Origin of the sequence: Limnochorda pilosa, assembly GCF_001544015.1 — a bacterium.
Classification (GTDB): Bacteria; Bacillota; Limnochordia; order Limnochordales; family Limnochordaceae; genus Limnochorda; species Limnochorda pilosa.
This window is the reverse complement of sequence record NZ_AP014924.1, coordinates 1,236,501-1,259,504: the sequence shown is the minus strand read 5'-3', so window position 1 is coordinate 1,259,504 and position 23,004 is coordinate 1,236,501. Positions and strand designations below refer to the sequence as shown.

11 protein-coding genes and 1 pseudogene are annotated in these 23,004 nt (G+C 69.7%); 2 read left to right on the top strand and 10 right to left on the bottom strand.

Annotated elements, in window-relative coordinates:
* Positions 1-7: 7 nt before the first annotated feature.
* The 10 genes and pseudogenes from LIP_RS05515 to LIP_RS05470 all read right to left on the bottom strand — a co-directional run bounded on the left by LIP_RS05515 (position 8) and on the right by LIP_RS05470 (position 21,515).
* On the bottom strand, positions 8-1,183 hold the full coding sequence (locus LIP_RS05515; protein ID WP_198409742.1) for a glycoside hydrolase family 53 protein: 1,176 nt from the start codon (positions 1,181-1,183) through the stop codon (positions 8-10).
* The gene (locus LIP_RS05510) at positions 1,180-2,037 is read right to left on the bottom strand and encodes a sugar ABC transporter permease (protein ID WP_082725907.1); all 858 of its coding nucleotides are present in this window, start codon (positions 2,035-2,037) and stop codon (positions 1,180-1,182) included. The genes LIP_RS05515 and LIP_RS05510 overlap by 4 nt, the downstream gene beginning before the upstream one ends.
* Positions 2,030-3,553 carry a maltose ABC transporter permease MalF gene (gene malF, locus LIP_RS05505; protein ID WP_068135392.1) on the bottom strand — a complete coding sequence of 508 codons (1,524 nt, stop codon included), beginning with the start codon at positions 3,551-3,553 and terminating at the stop codon, positions 2,030-2,032. The genes LIP_RS05510 and malF overlap by 8 nt, the downstream gene beginning before the upstream one ends.
* Before the next feature lie 159 nt (positions 3,554-3,712).
* Entirely contained in the window at positions 3,713-4,924 is a 1,212-nt protein-coding gene (gene malE, locus LIP_RS05500; protein WP_068135390.1) for a maltose/maltodextrin ABC transporter substrate-binding protein MalE, read from the bottom strand.
* Between the two features lie 277 nt (positions 4,925-5,201).
* Complete coding sequence (galT, locus tag LIP_RS05495; protein WP_068135388.1) at positions 5,202-6,221, bottom strand: galactose-1-phosphate uridylyltransferase; 1,020 nt, start codon at positions 6,219-6,221, stop codon at positions 5,202-5,204.
* 268 nt (positions 6,222-6,489) lie between these two features.
* Positions 6,490-7,467 (bottom strand): annotated as a pseudogene (gene galE / locus LIP_RS05490) (UDP-glucose 4-epimerase GalE); the annotation flags it as partial.
* Positions 7,468-7,483: 16 nt separating this feature from the next.
* Entirely contained in the window at positions 7,484-8,599 is a 1,116-nt protein-coding gene (locus LIP_RS05485; RefSeq protein WP_269433391.1) for a LacI family DNA-binding transcriptional regulator, read from the bottom strand.
* Between the two features lie 198 nt (positions 8,600-8,797).
* Complete coding sequence (locus tag LIP_RS05480) at positions 8,798-9,739, bottom strand: UPF0164 family protein (RefSeq protein WP_144440346.1); 942 nt, start codon at positions 9,737-9,739, stop codon at positions 8,798-8,800.
* Positions 9,740-9,780: 41 nt separating this feature from the next.
* Positions 9,781-20,013 (bottom strand): PKD domain-containing protein, encoded by a 10,233-nt coding sequence (locus LIP_RS19195; RefSeq protein ID WP_068135380.1) that lies wholly within the window; start codon positions 20,011-20,013, stop codon positions 9,781-9,783.
* Positions 20,014-20,378: 365 nt separating this feature from the next.
* Complete coding sequence (locus LIP_RS05470; RefSeq protein WP_068135377.1) at positions 20,379-21,515, bottom strand: pyridoxal-phosphate-dependent aminotransferase family protein; 1,137 nt, start codon at positions 21,513-21,515, stop codon at positions 20,379-20,381.
* Between the two features lie 229 nt (positions 21,516-21,744).
* Here LIP_RS05470 and LIP_RS05465 point away from each other — a divergent pair, with 229 nt between their 5' ends.
* Both LIP_RS05465 and ilvE read left to right on the top strand, forming a co-directional pair.
* The gene (locus LIP_RS05465) at positions 21,745-21,966 is read left to right on the top strand and encodes a hypothetical protein (protein WP_068135374.1); all 222 of its coding nucleotides are present in this window, start codon (positions 21,745-21,747) and stop codon (positions 21,964-21,966) included.
* Between the two features lie 133 nt (positions 21,967-22,099).
* Positions 22,100-22,978, top strand: coding sequence for a branched-chain-amino-acid transaminase (gene ilvE, locus LIP_RS05460; protein ID WP_068135369.1), 879 nt, complete (start codon positions 22,100-22,102; stop codon positions 22,976-22,978).
* Positions 22,979-23,004 lie beyond the last annotated feature (26 nt).

Below are 23,004 nucleotides of genomic sequence, written 5' to 3'. Positions count from 1 at the left end.
ACGCCCACTACCGCCCAAGCACCTCGAGCGCCGGAAGGCTGTTCCCGTCGAAGTCGAAGAGCGTCAGGTTCTCCCAAGGGGACGCTCCAAACGGGGGCACGGAGATGTACCCCGGCTCCCAGTAGACCACGCCCTTGCCACGGCCTTCGGGCACGCTTCGAACGATCTCTAGAAGATCCCGCACGAAGTCCGCCTGGCCTTCGGGGGAAGCAGGGTAGCCTGCGAGGAGCTGGTCGGAGCGGCGCACGATATTGGGCTCGCGGTCCGCCTCCTCCAGAGTCCAGGGGTAGGCCGTCTCTACGACGACGATCCCCTTCTGGTAGCGCTGCGCAAGATCCGCCAGGTTCTCCCGGAGGGCGTCGAGGGTACCGTGCCACCACGGGTAGAAGGAGAGGCCGATCAGGTCGAAGGCAACGCCCTGGCCCAGCAGCCGGTCGAAGAACCAACGGGCGCCCGGGTTGTCCCCTCCCCGATCGATGTGAATCATGATCAAGGGGCGTTCGGACGTCCCCACTCCGTCGTACACCCCGGCGATCCCCGCCTGCACCAACTGTGCCAGCCTCTCCCACTGGAGGTCTGTGTCGAACGCGCCCCCGACACGGCCGTCGTCCCAGAGGAGGCCCTGCGTGATCTCGTTGCCCACTTGCACGATGTCTGGCGCGGCTCCCGCCTGAGCCAACGTCTGGACCACGTCCCTGCTGTACTCGTAGACGGCCTGGCGGAGCTCCTCGAAGTCGAGGTTCTGCCACACCGCAGGCCTGTTCTGCTTGCCCGGGTCGGCCCAGAAATCCGAGTAGTGGAAGTCGAGGAGGAAGGACATGTCTGCCTCCTTGATCCGCCTGGCTATCACCACGGTCCGGGGGAGGTTGTTGAAGCCGTTGGGGGGATCGTTCCATATCCTGAGGCGGATCAGGTTGATCCCGCGATCCCGCAGGATCTCCAGACCATCTCGGCGCACGCCCTCATCGAAGTAGGCCCCGCCCAGGCGCTCGATCTGGTCCAGGAACGACACGTCTGCGCCCTTGATGAAGGGCATTCCTGCTCCGAGCACCGGCTCGGCGTTCAAGTCAGGCGATACCATCAGCCCCAACACTCCCAACACGAGGATGGCGCGCGCCTGCCAGCGCGTCCACCTCGCCCGCGCCGGCCTGCGCTCCAGGTAGGTCCCGTTCGACAGGCTCATCCCTTCACCGCCCCCTGGGTCAATCCTGAAATGAACTGGTTCCGCAGCAGGTAGAAGAGGATGGCAACCGGGAGCGCGCCCAGGAGCGCGCCGGCTGCGAACATCCCCCACCGGGTGTGGTACTGCCCCGCGATCAAGACGCGAAGCCCCACGGCGAGGGTGAGGACGTTCCTATCTTTCAGGAGGATGCTGGCCAGCAGGAAGTCCGAGTACGTCAGGATGAAGACCAGCATGAAGACGACGGCCAGGACAGGACGCGAGACCGGCAGGATGATGTGCCAGAACGCCTGGAAGGTCGTAGCTCCGTCGAGCATCGCCGACTCTTCCAGCGAGCGCGGGATGGTGTCGAAGTAGCCTTTCATCACGTACGCGTTGAATCCCACGGCCCCACCCAGGTAGACGAGGATCAGCCCGCCGTGCGTATCGAGCCCCAGCGACGGCACGTACTCTCCGATGGCCAGCAGCAGGAGGTAGAGCGCGACCATCGTCAACATCTGGGGGAACATTTGAATGATGAGCAGGGTCACCAGGCCCGCCCGTCGACCCCGGAAGCGAAAGCGCGCGAACGCGTAAGCGGCCAGGGCTGCCATGGCGACCGTCAGCACCGCGACCGTGCTGGAGATCTTGACGCTGTTCCACAGCCAGCGGGAGAAGGGGTGGACCGGACTGGTGAAGAGCTCGACGTAATGCTGAAAGGTGGGTGCGCGGGGTATGAGGCTCTGGCTCACCAGCGTATTGGAGGGGCTGAGAGAGGCCGAGAAGATCCAGACGATCGGGAAGAGCGCGAAGGCCATGGCTGCCAGGACGACCGCCTGGCGCCAGGCTTGACCCAACAAGCCAGGCCGCCTATACATTCTCGGACACCTCCTCGAAAGCCCGGGTCATGCGGAAGTTGATCAGGGTGAGTACCGCCACGATCAGGAAGATGATCAGCGAGATAGCGGCCGCGAAGCTGAATTGGGTTCCCTGACCTCCCTGGAAGGCAAGCCGGTAGGCGTACGAGATCAGGATGTCCGTGTGGCCTGCGGGCGTTTCGGCCCCCGCAATGGGGGGACCTCCGCCTGTTAGGAGGAAGATCACGTTGAAGTTGTTGAAGTTGGTCGCGAAAGAGGCGACGAGGAGGGGCGCGATCGAGATCATCAGGAGCGGCAGCGTGACCACGCGAACGACTCCCCAGGGACTGGCGCCGTCGACCACCGCGGCCTCGTAAAGCTCCGACGGAATGCTCTGCAGAGCTCCGAGGGTCACGAGCATCATGTAGGGGTAGCCGAGCCATGTGTTGACCAAGAGGAGCCCCACGCGGGCCCAGAAGGCATCCTGCATCCATGGGATGCGCGGGAGCCCCAGCCAGTTGAGCATGTCGTTGACGGCGCCCATTTCGGTGTTGAGGAGACCGTTCCAAACGAGGATGGAGATGAACGCAGGCACAGCATAGGGCAAGATCAAGATGCTCCTGTGGAAGTTGCGCAGCTTCAGATAAGGGTCGTTGAGCAAGAGCGCAAGGCTCATACCCACCACCGACTGAAGCACGACCGTCAGGGCCGCCCAGGCGAACGTCCAAAGGAAGACGCGCAGGAAAGGACCCGAGACCGCCGGATCGGTGAAGAGACGGACGAAGTTGGCCAGGCCGACGTATTCGACGAAGCCTGGTTCGAGCTTCTTCCCCTCTTCGTCGGTTAAGGAGCCACCCACGGGCCGATACGCCTTCCCGGTGCGCAGGTCCGTGAGCACGTCCGCATCGGCATCGTAACGGTATGCAGGACGGACCTCTGCGAACTCCTTCAGACTGGCCAGGCGCAGAAAGGCATCGTTCCACTCAAAGAGCACGGCCTGAAGCCTGGATAGCTGCCGGGCGAGAGCACCCATCGCAAGAGGTTCGGCGTCTCCCCATCGATCGATGCGTCCGTCGCCGTCGGTATCCAGCGCGCGGTCGGCGTCCGGATCGACGGGCCGGGCCTTGCCGTCCTCGAGGAGCAGGGGCCGGCCCTCGTCCACGTACAGGACGAAAGTGATCTCTCCCGAGGGCGACTGGAACGCTGTGAAGGGGAAGCGGCGCGCGCCCTGGGGCGTGTAGACCGTCTCCTCGAACTGGCGGATGACCTGCTCCTTGGAGAGCAGGTGTCCGCTGCCCGTGTTGGTGAAGGCCAGGTAGACCGTGTAGCCGATGGGATAGACCACCAAGAGGATGAAGAAGATCAGCCCGGGCCAGATGTACCGGAGCGGGTACGTCCGACTGCTGGTGTAGACCCACGTGGTCCCGATGATCCCTACCAGGATCGCAAGAGCGGGTGCCCAGGCGCCATCGAGGTAGAACTGGGATGCAAACCACGCGCCGGCTACGTCCAGAAGGCCGATGAGCAAGACGCCCAAAAACGTGCCTGCAGACCGCGGTGCCCGCCCCGGTACCCTCGAGACGGAGCCTGTAGGGGAACCCTGAGCCACTCTCACCGGCCTCGCCTCCATCCTTCACAGGGATGGCTGCGCCATCGAGGCTGGCGCAGCCATCTCCCTGCACCTTTCCCAAGCGGCCTACCGGCCCGCGATCGCGTTCCGGATCTGGCGGGCAGCGACGGCCATGGCCTCTTCGGGCGACTGTTCACCGTTGGTGATGAAGGTCATGGCGTCGTTGAGCGCGCTCCAGACCACGGCCATCTCGGGGATGTTGGGCATCGGGATACCATCGGCGGCGCTGGCCCCGAAGGCTGCGATGTCGGGATCCTCCGCCACGGCCTCAAAGGCCTCGCGGTGCGCCGGAACCCGCGGGTCGTGCTCCCAGATGGCGAGCTGGCCTTCCTTGGTCATGACATACTGCTGCAAGAATTCCATGGCCAGCAGCTTGTTGGGACTGAACGCGTTGACCATGAACCCCTGGACGCCCACGAAGGGGCGCGCGACGTTCCCATCGATCGAGGGGATCTTCGCGACCCCGTAGGGAATGCCCGCATTGCGCGCGTTGACGATCTCCCACGGGCCCGTCAGGACCATCCCCACCCGGCCGTCCAGGAAGAGGGCCCTCATGGTCTGGTAGTCGGTGCCCCGGGGAACGAGGTCCTCGGCAGCCAGGAGCTGCACGATCCGGGCGCCGGCGATGCCTCCTTCATTGTCCACGCCGACGTCGGTGGGGTCGAAGCCCTGGCCGGTGAAGCGGAAGATGTAGCCTCCCTTGGCGGCCAGGAAGGGGAACGAGTAGTAGAGTTCGTTGTTCGGATAGAGGAAACCGAAGCGCCGCGCGGCTGGGTCGGTCTGCGCTCGCGCGATGGCGAGGAGTTCATCGAAGGTCTCCGGTGGATCAGGCACCAGGTCCTTGTTGTACATGAGCGCGATGGCCTCGATGGCGTAGGGCAGGCCGAAGAGCTTGCCATCGTACGTGAAGGCCTCCAGGGCCACAGGCGTGAACTCCTGGAGCGTTCCGGCCGGTAGTTCGATCGGTTCCAGCAGACCCGTCCCAGCCAGCTCACCGACCCAGTCATGAGCACCCACGATGAGGTCAGGGCCCGTTCCGGTAGGGGCCGAGATGAGGAAGTTCGAGCGGATATCCCCGAAGCTGAGCTCCCGCACCTCCATGGGGATGCCGTACTCCCGCTCGAACTGCTCCGCCATCGGGACCAGAGCGGGAATCTGCGCCTCGCTGGACCAAATGACGAGCCGGTCCGGCGACTGCGCGCCCACACCCGCGCTCCCGAGAGCCAGCACCATGAGGACCAACAGGGAGGTACGCACCAGCCAACGCCTCGCGACCATGCGCAGGGCCTCCTTTCTCTTCCTCGCGTGAGGTGAACGAGCACCTTCACCGGTGGCCGCGGGGCGGGTCCGCCCCATCTCTGGCCCCGGTCTGCCTGCGGGCAGCGGGCTCGCCCCTCTCCCGCCGCCTGTCCTGCATAATCGAAACGATTCGATGCTGCGGTACGAGCCACCTTCTCGCCCTTCTGGTTCGTGCTCTCTGACCCATCTCCTTCCAGACCTGAGCCGGCGGAGCCGGAGAGGCCGTCCCACGCGGGGGCGCGGGGCGAACCCAGGGTCACCTGAGGCCCTGCGCTCCCGCCCCGCGCGCCGGCCCCCAGGTCCAGCAACGCCGCAATTCCGCCGCCTTCTCCTCGGGCAGCGTGTCGTTGATGAAGGAGCCCGCCCCCTGCTCGCAGCCCGCCAGGTACTTGAGCTTCTCCCGCGTGCGGTGGGGCGGGTAGAACTCCACGTGGAAGTGACCCGAGGCCGGCGCCGGTGGCTTGGGGGCCTGGTGCATCACCATCACGTAGGGGAAGGGAAAGCCGTAGAGCCGATCGTACGTCCCCACCACCCCCTGGAGGATGGCCGCCAGGTCCCGCTGCTCGGCCTCGCTCAGCTCCGCCAGCGACGCGCGGTGCCGCCGGGCGATCACGTGGACCTCGTACGGGTACCGGGCGTAGAAGGGGATCACGGCCGTGAAGCCTTCGTTCTCCGCCAGCACCCGCCGCCCATCTTGGTGCTCGAGGGCGAGCTGGCGGCAGAGCAGGCAGCTTTCGGGGCCCTCGGCGCGCTCGCCCTGGAAGCGGGCCTGCGCCTCCAGCTCCCGCAGGGGCACGGGCGGCACGTAGGGGAAGGCGTAGACCTGGCCGTGGGGGTGGTGGAGGGTCACCCCCACCACCTCGCCCCGGTTCTCGAAGATGAGCACGTAGCGCACCCCCGGCTGGCTCATGAGGGTGCGGTAGCGGTCGGTCCAGACCTGGACCAGGCGGAAGGCGTGCTCGGGGGGCAGAGTGGCCAGGGAGCCCTCGTGCTCGGGCGTGTAGCAGACGACCTCGCAGCGCCCCGCCGCCGGCTCCACAGGGCTCAGCTCGGTCGCTTGCACCGCCGGCTGCGGCGCCGGGGTGACCAGCGAAGGGAAGCGGTTCTCGAAGACGGCGATCTGGTACCGGGCGGCCGGGATCTCGGTGGGCTCACCCCCCGGCCGGGTCGGGCAGAGGGGGCAGTGGTCCGCCGGCGGCTTGTAGGTCCGATCCTGGCGGTGGGTGGCGGTGATCACCCACTGCTCCAGCAGCGGGTGCCAGCGGAGCTCAGACACAGGACTCATCCTCCCCGGACGGGGAGGCGCCCGGCGTGGCCGAATCCACGGGCCGGCCCCCAGCCCGGGCGCCCTCCTCCCACGCCGATTCCCCGGGAAATCCGTAGTAGACCAGGTAGCGTCCATCGGCCTTCCGCTCCTGGGAGCGGGTCAGGCGGGGGGGCAAGGGTGGGTCTGCCAGGTGGTCCGCCCCTGAAGGCGAGGGGGCGCGCGGCGGTTCAGCCGCCCCCTGCGGAGCCTTGCCCGGCTCCCCCCGCCCCTTCGCGGGAAACCCGTCCGGATGCGCCAGCCGCCAGTGCCAGGCACTTTCGATCATCTCTTCCACCGAAGGCCGGCGGGGTACCCACCCCAGCTCGGCCCGGATGCGCTCCGAGCTGGCCACCAGTACCGGGGGGTCGCCGGGGCGGCGGGGCCCTACCACGGTCGGGATGGGCCGGCCGATCACCCGCCGGGCGGCCTCGCAGACCTCCCGCACGCTGAAACCGGCGCCGTTCCCCAGGTTGTAGGTGCGGGAGGCTCCGCCCCGGGCCAGGTGGTCCAGGGCGAGCAGGTGGGCTTCGGCCAGGTCCAGCACGTGGATGTAGTCGCGGATGCAAGTACCGTCGGCTGTCGGGTAATCGTCCCCGAAGACCTGGAAGCGCTCCCGCTGCCCCAGGGCCACCTCCAGGAGGATGGGGATCAGGTGGGTCTCGGGGTGGTGATCCTCGCCCAGGCCACGATCGGGGTCGGCACCGGCCACGTTGAAGTAGCGCAGGCTGACCGAGCGCAGCCCGTAGGCCTCCCCGTACCAGTGAAGCATCTCCTCGAAGGCGAGCTTGGTGGCCCCGTAGGGGTTGGTCGGCCGGGGAGGCTCCTCCTCCACGATGGGCACGCGCTCCGGCTCGCCGTAGACGGCGGCGGTGGAGGAGAAGACCAGTCTCGTCACCCCGTGACGGCGCATGGCCTCCACCAGGTGGAAGCCGCCCACGACATTGTTCTCGTAGTAACGCGCGGGCGCCTCCATCGACTCACCCACCAGGCTGGAGGCAGCCAGGTGGATCACCGCGTCCCACGGGCCCCCGCTGAATGCCGCCTCGAGCTCCTGGGGCCGCCGAAGATCCGCCCGGATCAGCCCCGGTCCCTTCACGGCCTCCACGTGCCCCTTGGACAGGTCATCCACCACCCGCACCGTGTCGCCCCGCTCGTGCAGCAGCGCCGCCACGTGGCTTCCGATGTAGCCGGCCCCGCCGGTGACCAGGATCCGCATCGCGCTCCGCTCCTTCCTACCCCTGCGTGCGACGCCCCACGGGAGCCGGCCCCGTGGACTCCCGCACCCGCAGCTCCGTGGGCAGTGCTTCTTCAAACTCGGCCAGGGTCTCTCCCCGAAGCATGCGCAGCATGATCTCCATCGCCCTCCGGCCCAGGCGTTCCATGGGCATGTCCACGGTGGTCAGGGCCGGGGTGAGGAAGGCTGCCTCGGGGATGTCGTCGAAGCCCACCACCGAGGCGTCGTCAGGCACCCGTCGCCCCGCCTCGTGCAGCGCCCGGAGCAGTCCCAGGGCCATCAGGTCGTTGGCCGCGAAGAAGGCGGTGAGCTCCGGGCATCGCCCCATAAGCTCGCTTCCCGCTCGATAGCCTCCCTCCGGGGTGAAGCCACCGTCGACGATCCACGCTGGCCGCGGCTCAAGACCGTAACCGGCCATGGCCTCGCGGTAGCCGGCCAGCCGCTGGTGCGATCCGCCCTGCTGGAGCAGGCCTCCGACGAACGCGATCCGGCGGTGCCCCAGCTCGATCAGGTGTTGGACCGCCTGCCTCGCGCCTTCCCGCTTGTCCGCCCAGATCGCCGGCGACCCTTGGGCCTGTCGCTCCACCAGCACGAGCCGCGTTCCTGCCGACGCAAGCTCGGTCAGGAGGCGCGCCGCGAGGTCCGGCCCCGCCCGGTGCTCGCCCACCAGGACCACCCCGTCCGCCCGGTTCCGCACCGCGCTCTCCAGGCGCTGCCGCTCGAGCCCTGGGTCGTTCTCGGTGGTAAAGAGCATCACGTCCAGACCGGCCTGAGCCGCCACGCTTTCGATGCCCTGCACTACGTTCCCGAAGAAGGGGTTACGGGTATTGGGTAGGATCACGGCGAGCACATCGGCCCGCCCGGTGACCAGGCGCCGGGCGATGGCGCTGGGCTGGTACCGGAGGTGCCGAGCCGCCGCAAGCACGCGCTCCCGGGTGGCCGGCTGCACCCTCTCGGGCTCGTTGAAGGCCAGGGAGACCGTGGATGGTGCCACTGCCGCGGCCCGAGCCACGTCGCGGATCGTGACCCGCGGGCGGCTCTGAAGGGAAGTTTCCTCGGAGGGAGCCCCCCGGCGCGTGGGAGGCCATCCGGCATCGACAGGCCGTCGGCGCATCGGCATAGCCCTAGCACACCCCATCCCGCGTTCATCGAATCGTTTCGACGCAAACCCGCCTCTTCCTCCCTGCGGGCGAGTCTATCGCCGCGCCCTGTTTCGGAGTCAGTCGCAGCCTCTCTGGGACGTGCAAGGGGCCGGCCGCGCCCTGCGAAGGACGCCGGCCGGCCGCTCTGGGGCTCCCGAACGACCCTCCCCCTAGAATCGATACCCCAGCGAGAGCCGGTGGGTCCCTGGGAGCACCTTGGGCTGCAGGTACGCGTAGTCCAGGCGGAGCCCGCCCAGGGCGAGGCCGAGGCCGCCGCTCAGGGTGACCTCCTCCTCCAGGCTCGACGCCCCGGCCCTCAGGGCGAAGGCCGGGAGCACCCGGAACTCCGCCCCCAGGCGGACGGGGCCCTCCAGCTCGTAGTCCAGGGCCAGGGTGAGGCGGCCCGGCTGCCAGGCCATCCCCACCACGTAGACAGGGTCGAAGGGGTCCGAGGTGCCCGAGGTGTACCCGAGCGTGCCCCAGAGGTTTCGGGCGGCCAGCCCCAGCCGCACCGGGCCCAAGGGGGCGAGCACCCCCACGTCGCCGGTGAGGCCGTTGCCCGTCACCGAGGCGAGACTCTCGCTCACGTAGGTCAGCTCCAGGCCCGCGGCCACCGGCCCCAGCCGCCGGGCGTAGGCGAGCCGGGCGGCGGCCAGGGCGAGGTCGAAGGAGCCCGTGGGGTTGGCGTAGGGGTCGCGGGCCTCGATCCCCGGCGAGCCCAGCCACTGCACGCCCGCCCCCAGCCCCGGACCGGCCACCCCCAGGGCCCCGTAGCTCGAGGCGCCGTACTCGCTGGAGTAGAAGGAGGTGAGCTCGAGCCCTTGAAGGGTAGCGAGGCCCGCGGGGTTGTAGTGGAGGGCGGTGGCGTCGTCGGCCACGGCCACGAAGGCCCCGCCCATGGCCAGGGCGCGGGCGCCCATGCCGATCTGGAGGTGGGCGGCGGTCCCGGCGTAGTCCTCCTGGGCCCCCGCCGGGGCCTGGGCCAGGAGGCCCAGACCCAGGCAGAGCGCCGCCAGGATGCGGAGGCCGGCACGGGAGTGTGGCGACCGGTGCCCCTGCGTCGGCGTCGGATTGCTCGTCTCCTGCGCGGGCCGTCTGGCCCGTGCGCTCATCTTCATCGCCGTCCTTCGGACCATCCCGTACGCGCCTCCCTTCATCGCTCGATCACCAGCCTCTGCACGGGCGAGCGGGTGCCGTCGGCCTTCACCACCAGGTAGAGGTAGAGGCCGCTGGCCAGGGGCTCGCCCCGGTGGCTCCTGAGGTCCCATGTCAGGGAGCGGGTGCCGTCGGAGGTCTGGGCGGACCAGACCCGCCGGCCGCTCACGTCGAAGACGCTGAGCGTGCCGGAGACGCCGTCGCCGAAGTAGAAGGTCACGTCGGTGGAGGCCGGGTTGGGCCCGTGGCTCACGTCACCCGTCACCCGCACCACCACGAAAGGCTCGCTCACTGCCTCGGCGCTCGCCTCCACGTCGCGGGCCGTCACCTTGAGCCGGTAGACGCCGCCCTTGGGAACCTGGCCGCTCTCCCAGAGGTACTCGCCGCCGTTGGGCTGACCGGCGCTGATCTCGGTCCAGGTCGCCCCGTCGTCGGCGCTGTAGGCCAGGTCGATCTGGAGCTCGTCGCCGTCGGGGTCCGAGGCGGTCCAGCGGATGGCCTCCCTACCCGTCCACACCGCGCCAGGCTCGGGGGCGTCCAGGGTCACCCGGGGCGGGGCGTTCACCACCGCCAGCGTGGTCGTGGCCGTGGCCGTGGCACCGGCCTGGTCCGCCACCGTCAGCGAGACGGTGTACGCTCCCTTCGCGGCGTAGCGGTGGGTCGGGTTCGGCTCGTCGCTGGTGGCGCCGTCGCCGAAGTCCCAGCTCCAGGCGGCCAGGTCCTCGGGCCCGTCGGGGTCGGTGGCCTGGTGGGTGAACTGGACCGTGTCGGTCACCGCCGGCGCCTCGGGCCCGAAGGTGAAGGCCGCCTCGGGCGCCCGGTTGGGGATGGGCGTGCCCGCTCCGAAGAGGCTGCCCGTCAGCTGGGCCAGGGTGGGCGTGGAGGTGTCGTCCAGGGTGAAGGCGATGTACCCTCCGAAGCCCCCGCCCGGCGCCACCACCAGGGCCTGCGGCACCACGGGCACCCACTCGCCCGTCTCAGGCTCGAGCCAGGCCAGGAAGAGGGACTCGGGCGACTCGATCCCCTCGGGGAAGTGCCAGCGCACCGTGAGGCTCTCCACGCCCTCGGCGGTGTCCAGGTTCAGGTCGAAGTAGCCGGCCGGGGTCTGGAAGACGGGTCTGGCCCCAGGAGCCGGGTCCGCGCCGAAGCGAGCGGCGCTGACCCGCACGGAGCCCTCGCCCGTCTTCTCAGCCTCCACTCCCACCTCGTCCAGGGCGTCGAAGGAGCCCTCACCCGGTCCCAGCTCCGCGCTGGCGAAGCCGGTCACCGGGGCTTCGGGCGTCCCCACGGCCAGGGACACCGAGGCGGGGGCGCCCACCGCGCCCAGATCGTCGGTCACCTCCAGGCGCACGTGGTAGATCCCGGGCTCGGCGTAGGTGTGCGTCGGGTTCGGCTCGTCGCTCGTGGCACCGTCGCCGAAGCTCCAGCTCCAGGCCGCCACCTCTCCGTCGGGGTCGGACGAGGCGTCGGTGAAGGCCACGGCCGTCTCGGTGGTGATGCCTTCATCCGGGGAGTGGTCGATGGCCGCGACCGGCGCGTCGGTCACCGCGAAGGGCGGGGTGATCACCTGGACAAGGCCGTTCTCCAGGTCGCGCACCGTGAGGCGCAACCGCACCTGGTCGCTGGTGGGCACGCCCGTCACATCCCACACGTGGCTTCCCGTGTTCCCCAGGTTGAGGCCGATCCTCCGCCACACGCTCTCCCCCACCGCATAGTGCAGGTCGACGGCCAGGTCGTCGCCGTCCTCGGCATCGACGGCCGTCCAACGGACCTCGAACTCGGGCCGGGTGAGCACCGTGCCGCCCTGGGGCGCCAGGAGTTCCGCCTCGGGCAGGCGGTGGATGGTGAAGGGACCGCTCACCGCCTCGCCCGCCAGGCCTTCGGGATCCGTGGCCTGCACCCGCAGCCGGTAGCCGTCGCCCGTGGGGACCTGGGCGGTATCCCAGCGGTAGAGTCCTGTGTCCTCGGCCCCTTCCAACAGGGCGATCCAGGTCTCCCCGCCGTCGGCGGAGTAGGCCAGGTCGATGGTGGTCGCGTCGTCGTCCTGCACCTGCCAGCGCACAGGGACCTCTCCCTGCAGGACCTCGCCCCCCACGGGGGTCAGGAGGGTCACCCGGGGGACGCCGTTGATCTCCAGGTCCACCGGCACCGTCGCCTGCGGGCGGAAGGGGTCATCGGACATCACCTGCAGGTTGATGCGGTACCGGCCCGGCGCGCCGTCGGGCCGTCCGAAGGTGACCACCGCCTGCTGGCTGTTGCCGGGGATCAGGTAGCCCGACTCGGGGCTCACGGAGACCAGGCGGCCGGCGAAGGAGAAGGCGACCGCCAGGCCCTCCTCCAGGTAGGACTGGTTGTAGACCACCTGCAGGCCGTCGGTACCGCTGGCGTCCTCGATGCCCACCGTGGCGCTGTTCAGGGGGCCTTCGAGGATCTGGTACTGGAAGACGATGGTCCCGTCGGCGCCCAGGATCGCCTGGAAGGTGTAGGCGCTTCCTGCCGTCCCCCAGGCAGGCACCCCCTGGTACTCCACGATGAAGCGGTCGGTCTCCGGGTCGTGGTGGTAGTAGATCGCGCCGCCGTCTTCGGGGTTCAGGTCGTCCCAGAAGGGGGCGATCAGGTCGTTGGGCAGGGCTGTGTCGGGGATCGGGGCGTTGGTGTAGTATCCCCGCGTGCCCGAGCCGAAGGTGAGGTAGCCGTTGGAGGTGATGGACACCTGGTTCTTGGTCTCCCCGTAGAAGGGGAAGCTCCAGGGCAGGTCCACCGTCACCCACGACTCATCCGTGAGGCTGACGGGGGTGCCCACCTCGCTGATCTCCACCCAGTCGAAGGTGGGGCCTCCCGGCTCGTTGGAGTCCATCCAGAGATAGCCGTATCCATCGGGCCCGCCGGCCCCGTACGGTACGGCCCAGCCTCTGGGCTCCGCCTCACCCTTGGCGTGCGGCCGCGAGGCGAAGGCGCGGTATTCGGGCGACTGGGCGAAGCTGGGCGCCGTGGTGATCCAGAAGCTCATGGGGGCGTTGCCGCCGTTGGTCACCACCAGCTCGTCCTGTGCCTGCTCGCCCTCGGTCAGGCGAACGTCGAAGCGCTCGGGCTCCACGCCCAGCACCGGCAGGTAGCGCACCTCGATCTCCACCGTCTCCACGGCCTCGACGTCGTTTCGGTCGACGGCGTGGAAGCTCGCCTGGTAGACGCCCTCCTCGGGGTAGGTGTGTACGGCGTCGGTCTCGTGCACGGGCTCAGAGCCGTCGCCGAAGTCCCACCAGACCTCCCGGATGGGGGCAACCGGGGCGCTCACCTGGGCGCTGAAGCTCACCTCCAGGGGCGGCTCGCCGATCTGCGGCGTCACCTCGACGTTGCTGATCTGCGGGCCGGGCAGGATGTGGACGAGCACGTCCGTGGTGAGAAGCGGGTGGAACGGATCATCCGTGGTGATCTCCAGGTAGCTGGCCACGTCCGCACCGGGCGCGCCGAGCTCGGCTGCGTTCAGGGTCACGGTCAGGTCCAGGCTCTCACCCGCCGGCACCGTCCCGGCCACGGGATCCACGGTGATCCCCCGGGCGATGGGCATCTCGGTGCTGATGAGCCAGGCGCGGTCGTCCTGGGTCACCGCCCAGAGGTTGCCATCGGCACCGAGGGCGAGGCCGGCCCCCAGGTAGTCGCCGCCCGCGGGACCCGGGAACTGGTAGACGATCTCCAGGGCCTCCAGGTCCAGCCCGTAGATGGAGTCGCCGGGCGAGTTGGTGGCCACCCAGAGGATCCCGTCGGGGTGCCAGGCGAGCCCGCTGATGCCGGCCCCGCTCAGGCTCCACGCCTCGATGAACCCTCCGGGCTGGTCCCAGTCGAGACCCTTCACGTGGTAGATGATGTCCTCGTTCCAGCCGCCCACGTAGAAGGTGTCGTCCTCCTCGTCGTAGGCGACCCCACGCTGGGAGATGGCCCACGGCACCGAGGCGATGGAGGAGACCACCTCGCCCGTCTGGGGATCCAGACCGTAGAGGCCGTTGTTCCCGCCCACGTTCACCTGCCAGACCAGCCCGTGGACCGGATCGTAGGCCATATCGCCTGGCCAGGCCCCGGCCCACGGGGTGTCCACCTGGCCCAGGAGCCCGCCCGAGATGGAGGTCCAGAAGTCCCGGACCAGCTCGGGATCCGAGATCCAGAGCTTCTCCTCGTCGAAGCCCACGCCCCACCCCAGGGTGATCTCGGAGGGGAGCGGCCAGGAGTCCAGGACGTCGCCCACGGCGCCCGGCCTGATGTTGGTCGCGAGCCGCTCGCGGGTCTCGGGGGCCAGCGGGCCGTAGAGGCCGCGCGCCGTGGGGGCGTCGGGATCCTCGATCTTGCCCACCCGTGGCGGCAGGGCGATCTCAGGCGCCTGGCCGTCACGGACCCGCACCCGGAAGGCGAGCGGGGCGTTCCCTTCCTCGTTGCCCACGGTCACCGTGTGGCTTTCGGTGCCGTTGACCGGCAGCGTCGTCTCGATGGCCTCCGGCGAGACGGTGGCCGCCGGCAGGGGGCGCACCTCGATGGGAATCGAGATGCTGGCCGTGCCCCCCAGCGCGTCGGTGACGGTGAAGGCGGCCAGGTACTGGCCGACCTCGGTGTAGGTGTGGGTCGTGTCGTACGCGGCCGCGGAGCTGCCGTCGCCGAAGTCCCACCCGTAGCCCTGGACGGGGGTCTCGGGCGCGTCCACCGCTGCGCGGAAGGTGACCTCCAGGGGCGGCTCGCCCAGGGCCGGCTCGGCGGTGGCCTCGGTGATCACCGGCGGGGCCGCTACGTGCAGGTTCACCGGCACCACGATCAGCGGGTTCTCCGGGTCGTTGGTCACCAGCGCGACGCTGCCGCGCTGGTCGCCCGGGGCAAGGCGGGCGGCATCGACCGTGACCGTGATGGCCACCGAGCCCCCGGCGGGGACGGTGCCGCTCTCGGGCTCCCAGGAGAGCCAGCTCCCGATGGACCCCAGGCCCGTCTCCACCCGGTAGAGGGTGTTGTCGGCCTGCGATGCGACCCACAGGTTCCCGCCCGCGTCGAAGTCGACGCCGGCGCCGCCATAGGAGCCTCCCGCCGGGTGCGGGAACTGGGCCAGGGTGGCGTGGCTCGTGGGGTCGACGAAGTAGATCATGTCGGGGTCGGCGTTGCTGGTCACCACCAGGATGCGGGCGCCGGGGTGGAAGGCGAGGCCGGCGATGCCCACGGGCATGGACCACTCGTCGATCAGCCCGCCGGGCTGATCCCAGCTCGTTCCCTTCACGTGGTAGACGGTGTCGTCGTTCCAGCCGCCCACATAGAAGGTGTCGTCGTTGGGATCGTAGGCGACGCCCCGCTGGGAGACGCTCCACGGAACGGAGGTCATGGAATCCAGGACCTCGCCCGTGCGCGGATCCAGCCGGTAGAGACCGTTGTCGCCGCCCACGTTCACCTGCCAGATGGCCTCACCGTCGAAGGCCATGTCGCCCGGCCAGGCGCCGGCCCAGGGCGTGGACCAGCTCGCCAGCACCGAGCTGCCATCGGGCGGCACCCGGTAGTCGGTGAGGGTGTTGGGGTCTGAGAGCACCAGGTCGCCCGCGCTCCGGTCCACCCCCACACCCCAGGCCAGGGTGATGGGCGAGGGCGCCGGCCAGGAGTCGAGCACGTCGCCCACGGCGGCGGGAAGCCACGCGGAGCGCGACGGGTCCGGATTGGGGGCGTAGAGGCCTTGGGCCGTTCGGGCGTTGGCGTCCACGGCCCGATCGGCGCCCTCGGTCCGGGTGAGCGTGGGCACCCGGTGGCTCATCTCGCCCTCGGCAGGCCCGAAGGTGAGCTCGCCCGGCCCGCCGTTGGTGAGGGTGAGGGTCTCCGTGGTGCTCTGGCCGCCGGCCACGGTCAGGAAGACCTGGGTCGGGTTCCAGCCCGCCGACGGCGGCTCGGCCACCCGCACCGTCACCTGCCGGGTCGACTCGTAGCCGTCGTTGTCGATCGCGTGGAAAGTGGCCGTGTACTCCCCGTCCGCCTCGTAGGCGTGCTCCACCACGAAGGCATGGACGGGGTCGCTGCCGTCACCCGGATCCCAGTACGGGTCAACGATGGAGCCGTCGGGGTCGTGGGCGGCCGCCACGAGCTGGAAGACCGTACCCAGCGGCCCCTGGGCGGGATTGACGCCGGCGGCGTCGATGACCGGCGGCTGGTTTTCCAGCACGTCGATGGCCACGGGCACCCGGACCTCCGGCCGGAGCAGGTCGTTGCTCTCCACCCGGATCGCGCCGCTCAGCGGGCCCGACCCGATCGGGGTGAGGTCGAAGGTGACCGCCACGTCCAGGCTCTCGCCGGGAGCCACGGTGCCCTCGGCGGGGGCCACCCTGAGCCACTGGTATGGGTAGAAGAGGATGGCGAGCCCGTCGTGGACGTAGCCTGCGGCGTTGAAGAGGACCTCGAGGCCGTCGGTTCCGCCGGCGTTCTCGATGCCCACCGTGGCGCTGGCCTCGTAGCTCCCCGCAAACACCATCTCCTGGTACTGGTAGACGATGCGCCCGTCGGGGTAGAGGATGGCCTCGAAGGTGTACGAGCCGTTCTCACGGTAGCGCGGCACCTGGTGCCACTCCACCACGAACCGGTCGTCGGCCGCGTCGTACCAGTGGTACACCTCGCCGCCCGAGGAAGGCCTGAGGTCGTCCCACCAGACGGCCAGCAGGTCGTTGGGGTCGGTGGTGGTGGGAACCGGGTCGTTGCTCAAGTCCGACCCGTCGGGCCCGAAGGTGAGGTAGCCGTTGGAGGCGATCTTCACCTGGCTCTTCTCCTGGCCGTAGAAGGGGAAGGTCCACGGCAGGTCCACCTCGGCGAAGCCGTCGTCGCTGAGCCCCAGGGGCGTCCCCTCCGCCGTGGCGTCCACCCACTCGAAGGCGGGACCTTCCGGCTCGTCGCTGTCCTGCCAGACGTAGCCGAAGCCGTCGGGGCCACCGAATCCCTCGGGGTGGATCCGTCCGGTCCGGGGGTCCACGTCGTCTTTGCCGGCCGCTTCCCACGTTTCCCCGGGGCTCGGGACCTGGGCGGGCACGTGAGCCTCGGAGCCGGCGGTGAGGGTGAAGGTGAGGTCGGCATCGCCGTCGTTGGTGAGGGTGAGCGTCTCGGTTCGGGTCCGGTGCGCCCGGACCGTGGCCATGAACGAGGGGGGCTCCACCCCCACCACCGGCAGCGGTCGGACGACCACGTGCACCGAGCGTGAGGTCGAGAGCCCCTCATCGTCGGTCACCGTCAGGGTCGCGTCGTACTCGCCCTCGACCTCGTAGGTGTGCACCGGGGCGGGGGTGCCTTCGACAGGCTCGCTCCCGTCGCCAAAGTCCCAGGCGATGGAGACGATCTCGCCGTCCACGTCCCGGGCGGAGGCGGTGAACTGGACCTCCAGGGGCGGGCTGCCGGCCCATGGCTCCGCCTCGAGCTCGTCGACGATGGGCGGCATCACCGCGTTCACCTGGAGGAGCGTGGAGACCTCCACCTCCGGCTCGTCGGGATCGTCGCTTCGGACCACCACGGTGGCCGGGTAGTCGCCCTCGGGCAGGCGCCCGGCGTCGAAGGTCAGGTCCACCGGGGCCGTGGCGCCGGGCTCCACCGTCCCCCCGGCCGGCTCTGCCGCGATCCAGACCGGGAAGAACGCGACCGCCAGCTCGTTGTGGACGTACTCCTGGTTGAAGGCCACCTGCAGGCCCGTCTCGCCCGCTCCATCCTCGATGCCGATGGTGGCTTCATCCAGGCGGCCGGGCTCCATGCTCAGGTACTGGTAGGTGATGCCCCCACCCGCGTCCAGGATCGCCTGGAAGGTGTACCGCTGGCCCGTACCCAGGCGGGGCACCTCCTGGTACTGGATCACGAAGACGCCCTCCTCGGCGCTGCCCCAGGTGTAGACGGCACCGCTGGAGCTCAGGGTGAGGTCGTCCCAGAAGACGGCCAGGAGGTCGTTGGGGTCGGCCGGGTCGGGGATCGCGTCGTTGGTGAAATCCGTTCCGTCGGCCCCGAAGGTGAGGTACCCGTTGGAGGAGATCCGCACCGACGTCTTCTCCTCCCCGTAGAAGGGGAACGGGAAGGGCAGCTCCACGTCCACGTAGCCGTCGTCCCGGTGCAGGTCCAGGAGCTGGCCGGCCTCGCGGATGTCGTTCCACTGGAAGGCCGGGCCACCTGGCTCGTCGCTGTCGATCCAGGTGTAGCCGAAGGCATCAGGCCCGCCGCGCCCCAGGGGCTGGGGCGGGTACCGGCGCGGGTCGGCCTCGCCCTTGGCCAGCTCCAGGTGGTCGGCTGCTGGGCCGGGCGACTCGGCCGCGCCGCCGAAGGGCCGGACCTGGATGGAGTAGGTGAGCAGGCCCTGGCCCGTGTTGGAGAGGGTGAGGGTCTCGGTCTGGCTCTGGTTCCAGTCGAGCGCGACCTCGAGGCTCAGGGGCTCCACGGCGATCTCGGGCGGGAAGAAGACCCGAATCGGCACCGTGGCCGTGCTCTCCAGCCCCGAATCGTCCACTGCGTGGAAGGTTGCGTCGAAGCGTCCTTGCTCGGTGTACGTGTGCGTCGCGCTCGCCTCGTCGACCGGCTCGCTGCCGTCGCCGAAGTCCCACCAGACGTGGACGACCTGGCCGTCGGGGTCCTGGGCGGCCGCGGTGAAGGCGACCTCCAGGGGCGGGGGTCCCTCGGCGGGCTCCGCCGACGCTTGGGTGATGACAGGCGGCAGGGACATGGCGAACGCATGGGCCGCGTTGAGCCGGCCGCCCGTGAGCACCTGCCCCTGGAAGGCGGGCTTCACGTCGACCGTGTCGAGGATGATCCCCTTGATGCTGGGGCTCCCCTCCACCCAGCCCGGGGCTGCCGGGTACTGGGGCAGGTCCGGGTGCTGGGCGATGAGCGCCGCCGCGACCCCGGCCACGTGGGGCGTGGCCATGGAGGTGCCGTAGAAGAAGGCGTACGCCTCTTCGGGCGGCTCCCCCGGGCCCGGCGGGGGGTCCGGCGGGATGGTGGAGAGGATGAAGCCACCGGGTGCGAAGAGGTCCACGGTGGTGGGTCCCCAGTTGGAGCCCCACCACCCCGGGTAGTCGGCCCTCTCGTCGTTCTGCATGCTCGCCGCCACCGAGATGATGTTGGGCGAGTCGTAGCTCGAGGGATAGTGGGGCGAGACGTCGGTGTTCTGGTCGCTGTTGCCGGCGGCGGCCACGAAGAGGATGCCGGCGGCCTCGATGGCATCCTTCATGGCCTGGCTGAAGCCGCCCCCACCCCAGCTGTTGCTGGTGAGCAGGGCTCCGTTCGCCGCGGCGTACTGGAGGGCCAGGATGGCGTCGGAGGTATACCCACCCTCGGGTCCCAGGAACTTGAGCACCATGATCCGGACGTCCCAGTTGATGCCCGCAACGCCCATGGCGTTGTCGGTGAGCGCGCCGATGGTGCCGGCCGTGTGGGTCCCGTGCTCGTCGTTCAGGTAGCCGTAGAGATCCCGCTCCTCGGGGTCCCACACGGTGTTGTCGTTGTTGAAGAAGTCCCAGCCGTGGAGGTCGTCCACGTAGCCGTTGCCGTCGTCGTCCACGCCCGGCGTGCCGTAGAGCTCGGCCTCGTTCACCCAGATGCTGGGGGCCAGGTCGGGGTGGTCGATGTAGGCCCCGGTGTCGATGAGGCCCACGATCACCTCGGGCGACGAGGAGTGGACCGCCCAGGCCTCGGGCATGTCGATGTCGGCGTCGTCCACGGGTACGCCGCCGGCATCGACCATCTCGGGATCCCAGTACTCCTCCGGCAGAGCTTCGTTGTGGAGCCCCCACATGGCCGGGAAGAGGGGATCGTCCGGGAAGAGCGCGCCCGTCTGGGCCCAGTAGACCTTCCAGTCGCGCTCGGCGTAAAGCACCTCGGGCCGGGTGGAGAGCCGGCCGATGGCCGTTTCCACGGACTCGGACTCTGGGAGGGTGATGATGCGGAGGTCCAGCCCGTCCGGAAAGGCCCGGCTGGAAGTGAAGGAGACGGGGCGCACCTGGGCATAGCCCATGGCCCTCAGGCCGTCGGTGGCTTCCTGGGCCGCAAGGCCGCCCCGCACGCGCACGATGACGCGATCGGGATGATACTCCAGGGGACCGGGCTGCCAGGCGCTGCGCTCCCGGCTGGGCTTCTCGGGATCTTGAGCCAGCACGCCGGCCGTTCCCGCGGCGGCCACCACCAGGGCAAGGGCTAGGGGGAGCAGCAGGAGCGCTCGGAGCAAGGCCATGCGGATCCGGGACGCGAGCCTGGGACCTCCCTGCATCGATGCTACCTCCCGAGGGTGTGATGTGGTGATCCAGACGGGTGACGTGAGCGCACCGTGGGTGGGAGGGCTGAAGCGGGACTGCTCGCGCGCGCCCGATTTCCCGAGGGTGCACCCGTGGACTGGTTGGCCGCGGGGGACGGGACCGCCTTCTCAAAGAGTGCGAAGGTTGTCTATTATATACGAGGTTTCCCGGTTCGTCTCGTCGCGGGACGAGAGGCCCCGTGGACTGGTTGCGGTCTCTTCACCCGCATACCGGGAATCGTCGTGCGATGCACCAGCGGCTCGGAAGAGCACGGCCCCCGTCGCGGGACGGGGGCGGGCAACGAAGGACGAGGATCGGTCTGGAAACCGGTCGATCGGGTCTACGCCTGGGCCCGAGCCGCCTCCACGGCCGCCTGCGGGGAGACGTCGCGTCCGTGCTCCCGTAGCGCCTCGCCCAGCGCTTCCACGGCCACCAGGAGGTCCTGGGGCCGGGTGGCGCCCATGTGGGCGATGCGGATCGCGCTGCCCTTGAGGGCACCCTGCCCGCCGGCTACCTCCACGCCCCGCTCCCGCAGGCTGCGGCGGAGGGCGGCCGGCTCTACGCCCTCGGGCAGGAGCAAGCAGGTGACCGTGGGCGAGGCGTGCTCTTCCCCGGCCAGCACCTGCAAGCCCAGGACACGGGCGCCGGCCCGCACCATGGCGCCCATCCGGCGGTGCCGCTCGAAGACGGCGTCGAGCCCTTCCCGCTCGATCAGGTCCAGGGCGCGGTCCAGTGCGAACCAAAGCGAGACCGCCGGCGTGTAGGGGGTCTCACCCCGAGCACCAAAGCGCCGGGCTTCCCGCACGTCCCAGTAGGACCGGGGCAGCCGGGCCCGCTCCGCCGCCTCCCAGGCCGTGGGGCTGAGTGCCAGCAGGGCGAGCCCCGGCGGGGTCATGAGGCACTTCTGGGAGGCGGTGAGAAGAAGGTCGATCCCCCACCCGTCCAGCGCGAGCGGCGCCCCGCCCAGACCGCTGACCGCGTCCACCACCACCAGGGCGCCCGCCTCCTGGTGCGCCACCCGGGCCAGCTCTTGCACCGGGCTCAGGGCGCCCGTGGACGTTTCGTTGTGGGTGATGAGCACCCCGCGCACCTCGCCCGGGGGGTAGGTGCGCAGCCGATCACGCAGCGCCTCGGGTGAGACGACCCAGCCCCAGGGGACCTCCAGGCGGTCCACGGCGAGTCCAAAGGCGTCTGCGATGGCCGCGAAGCGGGCGCCGAAATCGCCCGCCACCAGCGCCACCACCCGGTCGCCGGGCGAGAAGAGGTTGACCACCGCCGCCTCCATGGCTCCCGTGCCGGATCCCGGGAAGATGAGGACCTCCTGCCCGGTGCCGAAGAGGGGCTTCAGGCGCGCGGTCACCCGGCGGTAGAGCGTGGCGAAGGCTTCGCCCCGGTGGCCGATCATGGGACGGGCCAGGGCGTCGCGTACTTCCTGGGGCAGGGGCGTGGGGCCTGGGATCAAGAGCAGCGGTTCCACGGGGTTCGCTCCTTTCTGGGATCAGGTCGGGAGGATCGGGGTCGGTGCGGCTCACTTCGCCCCGGTTGGGACAAATCCTCCCCGCCCGTGCCCATCTTGTCCCGCGGGACCGCGCACCGGAGGTAGCGGGCCCAGGCTCCTGGCGGGAACCCGGCCGGTGGATGAAGCAGGAACCTCTCGGGACATGGTTTAATGAGGCATTTGTCCGCCGAAAGGGGAACGGAGCACCATGCGCTACCGTGTCTCGCTCTACTTCGACCTCAGCGGGGTGGAGCCCGAGGACTGGGTGTACAGCGCCTTCGCCGCGCTGCGGGATGCGGGTCTCCTTGAGTACGTGCGGGGCGAGCTGGAGGACGACTACACCATCGAGGCCGTCCCCGAACCGGGCGATGACCCAGGACCCAACCACTCCACGGACGACGCCGACGGGGAGGGCGATGACTCCGGGTGAGCCCGAGCGCCGGAGGAGAGATCGGCCGCGCCCCGAAGGGGTAGGGGGGCGTCGGGCGACGAGGGACGCGAGGGCCTTCGGAGAGGCCCCGGGTGTACCCATACTCATGCTGCTCTCGAACAGGAGGATGGCAATGGGCTTGCAGATCTACCTGAACGGGCGGCTGGTTCCCCAGGAGGAGGCCACGGTCTCGGTCTTCGACCACGGCCTCCTTTACGGCGACGGGGTCTTCGAGGGGATCCGGCTCTACAAGGACCGCATCTTCAGGCTCAAGGAGCACGTCGACCGGCTCTACCGCTCCGCCCGGGCGATCCAGCTCCAGATTCCCATCGGCCCCGAGGCCATGGAGAAGGCCATCATCGACACGGTTCGGGCCAACGGGCTGCACGACGGGTACATCCGGCCCATCGTCACCCGCGGGGTGGGCGACCTGGGGCTCGATCCCCGCAAGTGCTCGAGCCCCACGGTGATCGTCATCGCCTCCACCATCCAGCTCTACCCGCCCGAGCTCTACGAGAAGGGCGTGGAGGTGGTCACCGTCGGCACCCGGAAGAACGTGCCGGACGCGGTGAGTCCCGAGGTGAAGTCGCTCAACTACCTGAACATGATCCTGGCCAAGCTCGAGGCCAACCTCTCCGGCGCGGCCGAGGCCCTGATGCTGAACCACCAGGGGTACATCGCCGAGTGCTCGGCCGACAACTTCTTCGTAGTGCGGAACGGCGTGGTGGCCACCCCGCCCACCTCCCAGGGGGCCCTGGGAGGCATCACACGAGAGACCGTCATGGGCCTGGCCCGCTCCATGGGCATCACCGTGCAGGAGCGGGTGCTCACCCGGACCGACGCCTGGACGGCCGACGAGGCCTTCATGACCGGCACCGCCGCCGAAGTGGTCCCCGTGGTGAAGCTCGACGGCCGGCCGCTGGGCGACGGCACGCCCGGCCCCATCACCCGCCGGCTCATGGACACCTACGCCCGGGTCGCCCGGGAGGAAGGGACGCCGGTGTACGCCTGATCCGCTTACGATCTGACACGGCCTGC